The organism is Herbiconiux sp. SALV-R1 (assembly GCF_013113715.1).
In the GTDB taxonomy this organism is placed as follows: domain Bacteria; phylum Actinomycetota; class Actinomycetes; order Actinomycetales; family Microbacteriaceae; genus Herbiconiux.
In genome coordinates, this window is the sequence record NZ_CP053344.1 from 1,623,342 (window position 1) to 1,636,127 (window position 12,786).

Annotated in this window: 8 protein-coding genes; 1 reads left to right on the forward strand and 7 read right to left on the reverse strand. The window is 68.9% G+C overall.

What is annotated here, in order from left to right:
* Window positions 1–21 precede the first annotated feature (21 nt).
* From gap to uvrC, 5 genes are all read right to left on the reverse strand, one after another.
* The gene (gene gap, locus HL652_RS07895; RefSeq protein WP_171704826.1) at window positions 22–1,029 is read right to left on the reverse strand and encodes a type I glyceraldehyde-3-phosphate dehydrogenase; all 1,008 of its coding nucleotides are present in this window, start codon (window positions 1,027–1,029) and stop codon (window positions 22–24) included.
* Window positions 1,030–1,131: 102 nt separating this feature from the next.
* Window positions 1,132–1,755 (reverse strand): superoxide dismutase, encoded by a 624-nt coding sequence (locus tag HL652_RS07900; RefSeq protein WP_171704827.1) that lies wholly within the window; start codon window positions 1,753–1,755, stop codon window positions 1,132–1,134.
* 158 nt (window positions 1,756–1,913) lie between these two features.
* Window positions 1,914–2,891, reverse strand: coding sequence for a DNA-binding protein WhiA (gene whiA / locus HL652_RS07905; protein ID WP_171704828.1), 978 nt, complete (start codon window positions 2,889–2,891; stop codon window positions 1,914–1,916).
* A gap of 90 nt (window positions 2,892–2,981) precedes the next feature.
* Window positions 2,982–3,860, reverse strand: a complete 879-nt coding sequence (gene rapZ / locus HL652_RS07910) for an RNase adapter RapZ (protein WP_171704829.1) — start codon at window positions 3,858–3,860, stop codon at window positions 2,982–2,984.
* Between the two features lie 94 nt (window positions 3,861–3,954).
* On the reverse strand, window positions 3,955–5,865 hold the full coding sequence (gene uvrC / locus HL652_RS07915; protein ID WP_171704830.1) for an excinuclease ABC subunit UvrC: 1,911 nt from the start codon (window positions 5,863–5,865) through the stop codon (window positions 3,955–3,957).
* A gap of 95 nt (window positions 5,866–5,960) precedes the next feature.
* Here uvrC and HL652_RS07920 point away from each other — a divergent pair, with 95 nt between their 5' ends.
* Window positions 5,961–7,406: a plasmid pRiA4b ORF-3 family protein gene (locus HL652_RS07920; RefSeq protein WP_171704831.1), complete on the forward strand. Its 1,446-nt coding sequence runs from the start codon at window positions 5,961–5,963 to the stop codon at window positions 7,404–7,406.
* Window positions 7,407–7,429: 23 nt separating this feature from the next.
* Here the strand turns inward: HL652_RS07920 and uvrA are convergent, their stop codons facing one another.
* Window positions 7,430–10,306, reverse strand: coding sequence for an excinuclease ABC subunit UvrA (gene uvrA, locus HL652_RS07925; protein ID WP_171707242.1), 2,877 nt, complete (start codon window positions 10,304–10,306; stop codon window positions 7,430–7,432).
* Window positions 10,307–10,691: 385 nt separating this feature from the next.
* Window positions 10,692–12,761, reverse strand: coding sequence for an excinuclease ABC subunit UvrB (gene uvrB, locus HL652_RS07930; protein WP_171704832.1), 2,070 nt, complete (start codon window positions 12,759–12,761; stop codon window positions 10,692–10,694).
* Window positions 12,762–12,786: the final 25 nt, after the last annotated feature.

Genomic DNA, 12,786 nt, shown 5'->3' on the forward strand with positions numbered 1-12,786 from the left:
ATTCGCTTTCTGGGGAGAGGTCTACAGCTTGGCTGCGACGAACTCGGTGATGTCGACGAGACGGTTGGAGTAGCCCCACTCGTTGTCGTACCACGACGCCACCTTGACCTGCGAGCCGATCACCTTGGTGAGGCCGGCGTCGAAGATCGAGGAGTGCGGGTCGGAGACGATGTCGCTCGAGACGATCGGGTCTTCGGTGTAGCTGAGGATGCCCTTGAGCTCGCCCTCGGCGGCGTTCTTGTACGCCTCGTTGATCTCCTCGACCGTGGCGGGCTTCGTGAGCTCGACGGTGAGGTCGGTGATCGAGCCGGTGGGAACCGGGACGCGGAGGGCGTAGCCGTCGAGCTTGCCGACGAGCTCGGGGATGACGAGGCCGAGCGCCTTGGCGGCACCGGTCGACGTCGGGATGATGTTCGCGGCGGCGGCGCGGGCACGGCGGAGGTCGCTGTGCGGTCCGTCCTGCAGGTTCTGGTCTGCGGTGTAGGCGTGCACCGTGGTCATGAGGCCGCGCTCGATGCCGAAGTTGTCGAGCAGCACCTTGGCCAGCGGAGCCAGGCAGTTGGTGGTGCAGGAGGCGTTCGAGATGATGTCGTGGATGGCGGGGTCGTAGGTGCCCTCGTTCACACCGAGCACGAGGGTCGCGACGTCGCTGCCGGTGGCCGGAGCGGAGACGATGACCTTCTTGGCACCGGCGGTGATGTGCTGACGCGCGTCGTCGCTCTTCGTGAATCGGCCGGTCGACTCGATGACGATGTCGACGCCCAGCTCGCCCCAGGGGAGGTCGGCGGGGTTGCGCTCGGCGAGCACGATGATCGGCTTGCCGTTGACGACGATCTTGTCGCCATCGAGCTCGACCTTGGCGTCGAGACGGCCGGTGATCGAGTCGTACTTGAGCAGGTGGGCGAGCGCCTTGTTGTCGGTGAGGTCGTTGACCGCGACGATCTCGAGGTCACTTCCCTTCGCCAGCGCGGCACGGAAGAAGTTGCGACCGATGCGGCCGAAGCCGTTGATGCCGATCTTGACAGACACGTAGTACTCCTGTTGCTGGGGCCCGGGTGGGCGGGGTGGTGGGAGCTGGGGAGGAGGAGGCGGGGGCCGACCTGGGGTGCGGCCTCCCGCATCCTGCGTCGGTTATGACAGTACCAGCAGGCCCGAGGTGTTCTGGCGGGCGGCGTCGAGGCGGGCTGCGACGTTCTCCCAGTTGGCGATGTTCCAGACGGCTTTGATGTAGTCGGCGCGCACGTTGAGGTAGTCGAGGTAGTAGGCGTGCTCCCAGACGTCGAGCATGAAGAGGGGGACGACGCCGGCGGGGATGTTGCCCTGCTGGTCGAAGAGCTGGAACAGGGAGAGGTTGCCGCCGATGACGTCGTAGCCGAGCACGGCCCAGCCGGAGCCCTGCACGCCGAGGGCGACGGCGGTGAACGCGGCCTGGAACTTCTCGAACGAGCCGAAGCGGTCGTCGATGGCGGCAGCGAGTTCGCCTTCGGGGGTCTGGGTGGTGGGGGTGAGGTTGGTCCAGAAGATGGAGTGGTTCACGTGCCCGCCGAGGTTGAAGGCGAGGTCTTTCTCGAGCTTGTTGACGTTCGCGAGGTTGCCGGTCTCGGAGGCCTCGGTGAGGGCGGCGAGGGCGGTGTTGGCGCCGGCGACGTAGGTGGCGTGGTGCTTGTCGTGGTGCAGCTGCATGATCTTGCCCGAGATGTGGGGCTCGAGCGCGGCGTAGTCGTAGGGAAGCTCCGGCAGAGTGTACTCAGCCATGTGATGATCTCCTCGTGATAGAGGCCGCCGACCGGTGAGCGGCGGCTGTGAGTGACCCCTCAAGTCTATTGCGATCCCGGGGGAAGCCGCCCGTTTGTGACGGGTTGCCCGGCCCGTGCGCGGGCCGCCCCGCCGGTGCTGCCCGGCCCGTGCCGCCGCTAGTCGTCGAGGTCGGCGGGGAGGTTCGCCTCGGTGCCCGGGATGCCGAGGTCGGAGGCCTGCTTGTCGGCCATGGCGAGCAGGCGACGGATGCGGCCGGCGATGGCGTCTTTGGTCATCGGCGGGTCGGCGTGGTGGCCCAGCTCGTCGAGGCTCGAGTCGCGGTGAGCCAGGCGCAGCTCGCCGGCGTACTTGAGGTGGTCGGGGATGTCGTCGCCGAGGATCTCCATCGCCCGCTCCACCCGCGCGCACGCGGCGACCGCGGCCTGAGCGGAGCGCCGCAGGTTGGCGTCGTCGAAGTTCACCAGCCGGTTGGCCGTGGCGCGCACCTCGCGGCGCTGACGCATCTCCTCCCAGGTGGACACGGTGGCGGCGGCACCCATCACCGAGAGCATCGCGGCGATCGCCTCGCCGTCGCGGATGACCACCCGGTGCACCGCGCGCACCTCACGGGCCTTCGTGGCGATCCCGAGGCGCGAGGCGGCGCCCACCAGGGCCATGGCCGCCTCGTTGCCGGGGCACACGACCTCGAGGGCGGCGGAGCGGCCGGGGTCGGTGAGACTGCCCGCCGCGAGGAAGGCGCCACGCCAGACGGCGGCGAGGTCGTCGCGGGTGCCGGTGGTGAGCCGGTTCGGGAGGCCGCGGATGGGGCGGCGCCGCGCATCCAGCAGCCCGGTCTGGCGGGCGAGGGTCTCTCCCCCGTCGAGCACCCGCACGAGGTAGCTGCCCTCGCGGCGCGCGCCGGAGGCGGCGATCATCGACACGTCGCCCTTCACGCCGTAGAGCTCGGCCAGGTCGCGGAGCACCCGCTTCACGATGTCGGGGGTGTCGAGCTCGGCCTCGATGGCGATGCGCGACGAGATGATGTGCAGCCCGCCGGCGAACCGCAGGATCGTCGCGAGCTCGGCCGCCCTCACTGTCGTCTTGCTGACGACGACCTTGGCCAGCTCGGCTTTGACGTCGGCGGTGAGAGCCACGGGGAACCTTCTTCTACTTCTCAGACCGGGTGATGCGGTTGTGCGGGAGCGACGGGAGCCGCGGCGCGAGGCGACGACTCCGCCGCGGGATCATTCGCGACCGAGGTCGCGGTGCTTCACGCTCACGACCACGCCCGGGAAGCGGGCGATGCGGTCGGCGAGCTCACGCGCGATGGCGACGGAGCGGTGCTTGCCGCCCGTGCAGCCGATCGCGATGGTGGCGTGACGCTTGTTCTCGCGCTGGTAGCCGGCCAGAACGGGCTCGAGCGCCTTCGCGTACGACTCCACGAACTCCCCCGCCCCCTGCTGCCCGAGCACGTACTCGCGCACCTCGGTGTCGAGACCGGTGTGGGCGCGCAGCTCGGGAACCCAGAACGGGTTCGGGAGGAAGCGGGCGTCGGCGATGCCGTCGGCGTCGGTGGGGGCGCCGTACTTGAAGCCGAAGCTCATCACCGTGACCTGCACGCCCGCCGTGTCGGCCGCCGAGAAGCGCTCCTGCACGGTGGTGGCGAGCTGGTGGATGTTGAGGTCGGAGGTGTCGATGATGATGTCGCTCGACTCGCGGATGGGGCTGAGCCGCGCCCGCTCGGCGCCGATGCCGTCGAGGAGCGTGCCGTTGCCCTGCAGCGGATGCGGCCGGCGCACCTGCTCGAAGCGGCGCACCAGGGCCTGGTCGGTGGCCTCGAGGAACACCACGCGCAACTGCGTGCCGCTGCGGAGGGCCTGGATGATCTCCTGCAGGTCGGAGAAGAAGTCGCGCCCGCGCACGTCGACCACCGCGGCGATGCGCGGCAGGGTCGAGCCGGCGTGCTCGGCGAGGTCGACGAGCGGCCGCAGCATCTGCGGCGGGAGGTTGTCGACCACGTACCAGCCGAGGTCTTCGAGCGCGTTGGCCACCGTCGACCGCCCGGCGCCCGACATCCCCGTGACGATCAGCACTTCCTGCTGCTGGGGTGTGTCGGGAGTCATCGTTCGCTTTCGCTTCGGGGTGCGCGCCGCCCGAAGAGGGGCGAGCTGCGCTGTCGGACTGTTCGGGCTTCTAGCCTACCCGCCGCCACCGACGCTACCCGGCGAGGGTGCTGCGGATCGTGCCGGCCAGCTGAGGGCCGATGCCCTTGACCGCCGCGATCGCCTCGACATCGGCCTTCTTGAGCTCGGAGACCGAGCCGAAGTGGCGTAGCAGCTCGCGCACGCGCGCGGGGCCGAGGCCGGGCACCTCGGTGAGCACGCTCGTGATGTCGCGCTTGCGGCGGGAGCGCTGGTGGGTGATGGCGAAGCGGTGGGCCTCGTCACGGATGCGCTGGATCATGAACAGCGCCTCGCTGCCGCGCGGGAGGATGACCGGGTAGTCGCTCTGGGGCAGCCAGACCTCCTCGAGGCGCTTGGCGATGCCGGCCAGGAAGATGCCCTGCACCCCCGACTCCTCGAGCGCTCGAGCAGCGGCGTTGACCTGTGGCTGGCCGCCGTCGACGATGAGCAGATTCGGCGGATAGGAGAACTTCTTGCGCTTGGTGGGCTCGACCGGGCCCTCGCCGTCGCTGAAGATCTGCTCGGCGGCCGCCGCAGCATCCGCCGCCTCGCGTTCGGGGTCGGTCTTGAGGTAGGCGAGGCGCCGGGTGATGACCTGGTAGATCGACTCGGTGTCGTCGGTGGAGTCGGCGATGCTGAACCGGCGGTACTGGTCTTTGCGGGCGAGCCCGTCTTCGAACACCACCATCGACGCCACGATGTTCGTGCCCGAGAGGTGCGAGACGTCGAAGCACTCCATGCGCAGGGGTGCGTCGGTCATGCCGAGCGCCTCCTGGATGTCGGTGAGCGCCTGCGAGCGGGCGACGAAATCGGCCGAGCGACGCGTCTTGTAGAGCATGAGGTTGTTCTTCGCGTTCATCGACGCGGTCTCCATGAGCGCCGCCTTCTCGCCGCGCTGCGCGGTGCGGAGGATGACGCGGCCCTGCTTCGGGCGCCGGCCGCCGAGCCAGGCGGCGAGCTCGTCGGAGTCGTCGGGCAGCGCCGGCACGATGATCTCCCGCGGCGGCACCTCGTCGTCGTAGGCCTGCAGCAGGATCGAGTCGACGAGCTCTCCGGTGTCGACGTCGATCTCCTTGTCGACCGTCCACGAGCGCTCACCGCGGATGCGCCCACCGCGCACGATGAACTGCTGCACGCTGGCGGCCAGCTCGTCGTGCTCGATGGCGAATAGATCGGTGTCGGCCGAGTCTCGCAGCACCACCGCGCTCTTCGCGAGCACGGCCTCGAGCGCCTGGAGCCGGTCGCGGAACATCGCCGCGCTCTCGTAGTCCTGTCGCTCTGCCGCCTCGCGCATCCCCTTGGTGGCGGCCGTCACGAAGCGCTTGTCGCCGCCCTCGAGGAAGGCGACGAAGTCGTCGACCCTGGCGCGGTGCTCCTCGATGGTGACCTTCTGCGAGCAGGGGCCGCCGCAGCGGCCGATCTGGCCGGGGAAGCAGGGGCGGCCGGTCTGCATGGCCTGCTTGTAGCTCGAGTCGGAGCAGGTGCGGATGGGGAACGCCTTGATCATGAGGTCGATGGTGTCGCGCACCGCCCAGATCTTCGGATAGGGGCCGAAGTACTTCGCACCCTTGATGCGGTGGTTGCGCGTGACCATCACCCGGGGGGCCTCGTCGCCCAGGGTCACCGCGAGGAACGGGTAGGTCTTGTCGTCGCGGAACTTGACGTTGAACGGCGGGTTGAACTCCTTGATCCAGGTGTACTCCAGCTGCAGCGACTCGATGTCGGTGCCCACCACCGTCCACTCCACACCGGCGGCGGTGGTGACCATGCGGCGGGTGCGCTCGTGCAGGCTCCGCAGCGGCGCGAAGTAGTTGCTCAGGCGCGCGCGCAGGTTCTTCGCCTTGCCGACGTAGAGCACGCGACCACTCGCGTCTTTGAAGCGGTACACCCCGGGCTGGGTGGGGATCTCACCGGCCTTGGGGCGGTAACTGACGGTGTCTGCCATGGTTCAACGATTCTCCCATCCCGCACCGACACCGAGGTCGGCTACGGTCGATAGCGCTCGCGATGCGCGGGCCGTGACACGAGAGAGGGCACCGGATGCCGAAGAAGCGCAGGAGTGGGGCGGCGGGCGGCGGGGCTCGGTCGGGCGGGGGTCGGTCGGGCGGGGGCGCAGGGCGAGCCGGTGCCGGTGGCGCTGCCGTCACGGCGACGCTGCTGCAGTTCGGGCGGTGGTACCAGCGCCATCTCGACGAGACGGGGTCGGCGCACGACGGCGGCCACGCATCCGGCGACGACATCCGGGCGATGCTCGCGACGCTCTTCGAGGTGAGCGGTGGCAGGCTGCGGAGCCCCCGTGCCGAGGTGCTCGAGACCCTGCTCGACCGGGTCGAAGACGACGACGGCCTCTGGCCGCGCATGCCCGAGGTGCTCGACGCGCTCGAGCACTACCTCGACTTCGCGGTGGAGAGCGGCAGCTGGGACGCGAGCGACGACGAGATCGACGCCAGCGACGAGGTGCTCGCCCTGGCGTCGGAGTCGGGCGGCGGGATGCTCGTGACGCTGATCGAGGCGATGGACGACGTCGACGACGTCGAGCCCGCCAACGAGCGGCCCGCGCTGCAGGGCTTCGCGGCGGGCGGCGGCACCGCGGAGGGGGTCGCCGACTACATCGACGCCGCGCTGGCCGAGGTGACCGATCTCGCGGCCGAGCGGGTGCTCGGGCTGCTCTGCGTGGCGGCCCTGCCGGAGCTCCTCCCGGGGCGCTCGACGGAGCGCATCGTCGCCATGCTCGACGTGGCGGTCGGGGCGGGCGAGGCCGAGCGACATGATGCCGACGCCGCGACGCACGCCGTGCTCGAGCGGTTCGAGAACGACGGGCTGCTGCGCGCGAGCGCGCTGCCGGGAAGCGACGAGCAGCGGCTCGAAGCGGCGCCGGGGCTGCGGGGCGTGCTGGCCGACGCGGTGGTCGAGATCGCGGATGCGCGCGGTCTGCTCCCTGACGCGAATCCGCACGCGCCCGGAACGGGGCTGGCCGTGACGGCGACCGTGGTCGCGCCGGAGGCCACCGCGGAGGGGGCCGTGTGGCGCCGGCTCGTGTTCGCCGCCGACACCGATCTGGGCGGGGTGCACCTCGCGCTGCAGCTGGCGTTCGAGTGGGACGACGAGCATCCGCACCGGTTCAGGGTGGAGGAGACGGATGAGCTGTTCCTCTCGGTCGGGGTGCTGGGCGGGGAGTCGCGGTCGTGGGGCGGGGCGTCGGGGGTCGACCCGAGCGCGGTCGACGACCTGCCCGAGGGCGCGGAGGACGAGCTGGAGGTGCAGCTCGGGGAGCTGCTCGTCGAGCCGGGCGATGAGCTCGACTACGAATACGACGGTGACGCTGATTCTGGCTCGGGCGGGTCTGCGGGCGTGCGGGTGCGCATCCGTCTCGAGGAGGTGCTCGAACCGGATGCGGCGCTGGTGCTGCCGCGGTGCGTCGCGTCGTCGGGCGATCAGCCCGTCGAGGAGATCGACGGGCTGCTCACGCCGCTGCGCCTGCGGTAGCGGCGGCCCGGCTCGGGTCGGGTCTAGCGCTTCTTCGGTGCGGGCAGGATCTCGCGCAGGAAGCGCCCCGTGTGGCTCGCCTCGATGGTGGCGAGCTTCTCGGGGGTGCCCGTGCCGATGATGGTGCCGCCGCCGGCGCCTCCCTCGGGGCCCAGGTCGATCAGCCAGTCGGCCGATTTGATGACGTCGAGGTTGTGCTCGATGACGATGACCGTGTTGCCCTTGTCGACGAGGCTGTTGAGCACCAGGAGGAGCTTGCGCACGTCTTCGAAGTGGAGACCGGTGGTGGGCTCGTCGAGCACATAGATGCTGCGGCCGTTGGAGCGCCGCTGCAGCTCGGTGGCGAGCTTCACACGCTGCGCCTCGCCGCCCGAGAGGGTGGTGGCGCTCTGGCCGAGGCGTACGTAGCCGAGGCCCACTTCGACCAAGGTCTTGAGGAAGCGGTGTATTGCCGAGATGGGCTCGAAGAACTCGGCGGCCTCGGAGATCGGCATGTCGAGCACCTCGGCGATGTTCTTGCCCTTGTAGTGCACGCTGAGGGTGTCGCGGTTGTAGCGCGCTCCCCCGCAGACCTCGCACGCGACGTAGACGTCGGGCAGGAAGTTCATCTCGATCTTGATGGTGCCGTCGCCCGAGCAGGCCTCGCAGCGGCCTCCCTTGACGTTGAAGCTGAAGCGGCCGGGCAGGTAGCCGCGGGCCTTGGCTTCGGCGGTCTCGGAGAACAGGGTGCGGATGCGGTCGAAGACTCCGGTGTAGGTCGCCGGGTTGGAGCGCGGGGTGCGCCCGATGGGCGCCTGGTCGACGTGCACCACCTTGTCGAGGTTCTCGAGGCCGGTGACGCGCTTGTGCTTGCCGGGCAGCTTGCGGGCGCCGTTGAGCTGGTTGGCGAGCACCCGGTAGAGGATGTCGTTGACCAGCGACGACTTGCCCGAGCCGCTCACGCCGGTGACGGCGGTGAGCACGCCGAGCGGGAAGTCGGCCGACACGCTCTTGAGGTTGTTGGCCTCTGCGCCCTGCACCGAGATCACCCGCTTGCGGTCGATGGGGCGGCGCTTCGACGGCACCTCGATGGCCTTGCGGCCCGAGAGGTAGTCGCCGGTGAGCGAATCGGTGTTCGCGAGCAGCTCGTCGTACTCGCCGGAGTGCACGACCGTGCCGCCGTTCACGCCGGCGCCGGGGCCGATGTCGACGATCCAGTCGGCGGTGCGGATGGTGTCTTCGTCGTGCTCGACGACGATGAGGGTGTTGCCCAGGTTCTTGAGCTTCACCAGGGTCTCGATGAGGCGCCGGTTGTCGCGCTGGTGCAGGCCGATCGAGGGCTCGTCGAGCACATAGAGCACGCCGGTGAGGCCGGAGCCGATCTGGGTGGCAAGACGGATGCGCTGGGCCTCGCCGCCGGAGAGCGAACCCGCCGAGCGGGCCAGGTCGAGGTAGCTGAGGCCGACCTCGATGAGGAAGTCGAGCCGCGCGCGGATCTCCCGGAGCACCTGCGCGGCGATCATCGCCTCGCGCTCGCTGAGCACGAGGGTGCCCATGAAGCTCTGGGCGTCGCCGAGGCTGAGCTCGGCCACGTCGGCGATGCTGAGGTCGTTGACGGTGACCGCGAGCACCTCGGGCTTGAGACGCTTGCCGTCGCACACCGGGCACGGCACCTCGCGGAGGTACTCGCCCCAGCGCACGCGCTGCGAGTCGCTCTCGGCCTGCAGGAACTGGCGCTCGATGTACGGCATGACGCCCTCGAAGCCCGAGGTGTAGCTCATCTCGCGGCCGTAGCGGTTCTTCCACTTGACCTTGACCTCGAAGTTGTTGCCGCGGAGGATCGCCTCCTGCACGTTCGTGGGCAGCTTCTTCCACGGGGTGTCGAGCGAGAACTTGAGGTCGCGGGCGAGGCCGTCGAGGAGCTTCTCGTAGTACTGAAAGAGGCCCTTGCCCTGGGTCGTCCAGGGGACGATGACGCCCTCGTTGATGCTGAGGTCTTCGTCGCCGAGCAGGAGCTCGGGGTCGACCGACATGCGGGTGCCGAGGCCGGAGCACTCGGGGCAGGCGCCGAAGGGGGCGTTGAACGAGAAGGTGCGGGGTTCGATCTCGGTGAGCTGGATGGGGTGCTGGTTCGGGCAGCTCAGCTTCTCGGAGAAGGTCTGCCAGGCCTCGGGGCCGTTCTCGTCGACGTAGTTGATCTGCACGATGCCGTCGGTGAGGCGGAGGGCGGTCTCGAGCGAGTCGGTGAGCCGGCCGAGGATGTCGGGGCCGGCGACGAGGCGGTCGACGACGACCGAGATGTCGTGCTTGTATTGCTTCTTGAGCTTCGGCGGGTCGGAGAGCTGCACGAGCTCGCCGTCGACGACGGCGCGCGAGTAGCCGCCCGCGCTCAGCTCTTTGAAGAGGTCGACGAACTCGCCCTTCTTCTGCGAGATCACCGGGCTGAGGATCTGGTAGCGGATGCCGCTCTCCAGCTCCATCAGCTGATCGGCGATCTGCTGAACGGTCTGCGCGGCGATCCGCTCGCCGCAGATCGGGCAGTGGGCGACGCCGATGCGGGCCCAGAGCAGACGCATGTAGTCGTAGATCTCGGTTATGGTGCCGACGGTGGAGCGCGGGTTGCGGTTGGTCGACTTCTGATCGATCGACACCGCGGGGCTCAGCCCCTCGATGAAGTCGACGTCGGGCCGGTCGACCTGCCCGAGGAACTGACGGGCGTAGGCCGAGAGGCTCTCGACGTACCGTCGCTGCCCCTCGGCGAAGATGGTGTCGAACGCGAGGCTCGACTTTCCCGAACCCGAGAGCCCCGTGAACACGACCAGCGAGTCGCGCGGAATCTCGATGTCGACGTCGCGCAGGTTGTGCACCCGTGCACCGTGCACACTCAGCTTTCCGGTGCTGCCATGACGCGGCTCGGCCACCAGGGAATCAAGGGAATCTACGCTCGTAATCGACACCCCAAAAGTCTAAGTCGACCCACCGACACCGCCCCCCGATTACGCTCACGGCACCATCCCCGGCGCACGCCTTCCCTGCCGCCGGTCGCGTCCCTCTCAGCGAATCGACGGAGTTTCACCGCCCCGACCCCCTGACACTCCGTCATTCGTCCGATATGGCCCGAAACTCCGTCGTTCCGACAGCTACGCGACGGTGCGCGAGCCCGATCGAGACCGGCCGGGTGGCCGGCGGCACCGCCGGGAAACGGTATGAGAATCTCAGGGCCGAGCTCGACAAGGGCTCGGCCCTGAGATTCTCATACCGTTGCCGACGCGAAAGGCCGCGAGGCCGGCCGGCCGAGCCGCAGCCTCAGGCGATGTGGCCGGCCTTCTCCATCTGGCGGAGTTCGCGTTTGAGTTCGGAGACCTCGTCGCGGAGGCGGGCGGCGAGTTCGAACTTGAGCTCGGCGGCGGCCTCGAGCATCTGACCGTTGAGGTCGGCGATGATCGACTCGAGGTCGTTGGCACCCTTCGCGGCGATGCCCTCGCGGCGGAGATTGGGGGTGGGGCTCTTCTTGCCCCGGCCCGAGCGCTCGTTGAGGAGGGCCGCCGTGTCGGCGCCCTCGCGGGCGAGGGCCTCGGTGATGTCGGCGATGCGCTTGCGCAGCGGCTGCGGGTCGATGCCGTTGGCCCTGTTGTAGGCGATCTGCTTCTCGCGGCGACGGTCGGTCTCGTCGATGGCGAGCTGCATCGAGTCGGTCATCTTGTCGGCGTAGAGGTGCACCTCGCCCGAGACGTTTCGGGCGGCACGCCCGATGGTCTGGATGAGCGAGGTCGACGAGCGAAGGAACCCCTCCTTGTCGGCGTCGAGGATGGCCACCAGCGACACCTCGGGAAGGTCGAGACCTTCGCGAAGCAGGTTGATGCCCACCAGCACGTCGTACACCCCGGCGCGCAGCTCGGTGAGGAGCTCGACCCGGCGCAGCGTGTCGACGTCGGAGTGCAGGTAGCGCACCCGCACCCCGGCCTCGGTGAGGAAGTCGGTGAGCTCCTCCGCCATCTTCTTGGTGAGTGCCGTGACGAGCACTCGCTCGTCGCGCGCGGCCCGCAGCCTGATCTCCTCGAGCAGGTCGTCGATCTGCCCCTTCGACGGCTTGATGATGAGCGACGGGTCGACGAGGCCGGTGGGGCGGATGATCTGCTCCACCACCCCGTCGGCGATGCCCATCTCGTAGCGACCGGGCGTGGCCGACAGGTACACCGTCTGCCCCACCCGCTCCTTGAACTCGTTCCACTTCAGCGGCCGGTTGTCGAGCGCGCTCGGCAGACGGAAGCCGTGGTCGACCAGGGTGCGCTTGCGCGACGAGTCGCCCTCGTACATCGCGCCGATCTGCGGCACCGTCACGTGTGACTCGTCGATGACGACGAGGAAGTCGTCGGGGAAGTAGTCGAGCAGGCAGTGCGGAGCCTCCCCCGGCATGCGCCCGTCGATGTGCCTCGAGTAGTTCTCGATGCCCGAGCAGAAGCCGATCTGCTGCATCATCTCGAGGTCGAAGGTGGTGCGCATGCGGAGCCGCTGCGCCTCGAGCAGCTTGCCCTCGCGCTCCAGCTCGGTGAGCCGGTCGTGCAGTTCGGTCTGGATGGTCTCGATGGCCCGGTGCATGACGTTCGTGTCGGCGACGTAGTGCGAACCCGGGAACACCGACACGCTGTCGAGCTTCTTCACGATGTCGCCCGTGAGCGGGTGCAGCGCGTAGAGGCCCTCGATCTCGTCGCCGAACATCTCGATGCGGATGGCGAGCTCTTCGTACATCGGGATGATCTCGATGGTGTCGCCCCGCACCCGGAAGTTGCCGCGCGAGAAGTCGACGTCGTTGCGCTGGTACTGCATCGACACGAAGCGCCGGATGAGCCAGTCGCGGTCGACCCGCTGCCCCACCTGCAGCGCCATCATCGCGTTGAGGTACTGCTCGGGTGTTCCCAAGCCGTAGATGCATGACACCGTCGACACCACGACGACGTCGCGCCGCGAGAGCAGCGAGTTCGTGGTGGAGTGGCGCAGGCGCTCGACCTCGGCGTTGATCGAGGAGTCTTTCTCGATGAAGGTGTCGGTCTGCGGCACGTAGGCCTCGGGCTGGTAGTAGTCGTAGTACGACACGAAGTACTCGACCGCGTTGTTCGGCATGAGCTCGCGGAACTCGTTCGCGAGCTGCGCCGCCAGGGTCTTGTTGTGCGCGAGCACGAGCGTGGGCCGCTGCACCTGCTCGATGAGCCAGGCCGTGGTCGCCGACTTTCCCGTACCGGTGGCGCCGAGCAGCACCACGTCGGTCTCACCCGCGTTGATGCGGCCCGCCAGCTCGGCGATGGCGGCCGGCTGGTCGCCGCTCGGCTGGTATTCACTGACGACCTCGAAGGGGTGCACGGAGCGGGTGGGTTCCATGCATTAAGTTTAGGGAGGACCACCG

Excerpts from the sequence above, each read along its gene's own strand:
- uvrC (WP_171704830.1), bottom strand. The coding sequence starts at position 5,865 with ATGGCAGACACCGTCAGTTACCGCCCCAAGGCCGGTGAGATCCCCACC.
- uvrB (WP_171704832.1), bottom strand. The coding sequence starts at position 12,761 with ATGGAACCCACCCGCTCCGTGCACCCCTTCGAGGTCGTCAGTGAATAC.
- HL652_RS07900 (WP_171704827.1), bottom strand. The coding sequence starts at position 1,755 with ATGGCTGAGTACACTCTGCCGGAGCTTCCCTACGACTACGCCGCGCTC.
- rapZ (WP_171704829.1), bottom strand. The coding sequence starts at position 3,860 with ATGACTCCCGACACACCCCAGCAGCAGGAAGTGCTGATCGTCACGGGG.
- HL652_RS07920 (WP_171704831.1), top strand. The coding sequence starts at position 5,961 with ATGCCGAAGAAGCGCAGGAGTGGGGCGGCGGGCGGCGGGGCTCGGTCG.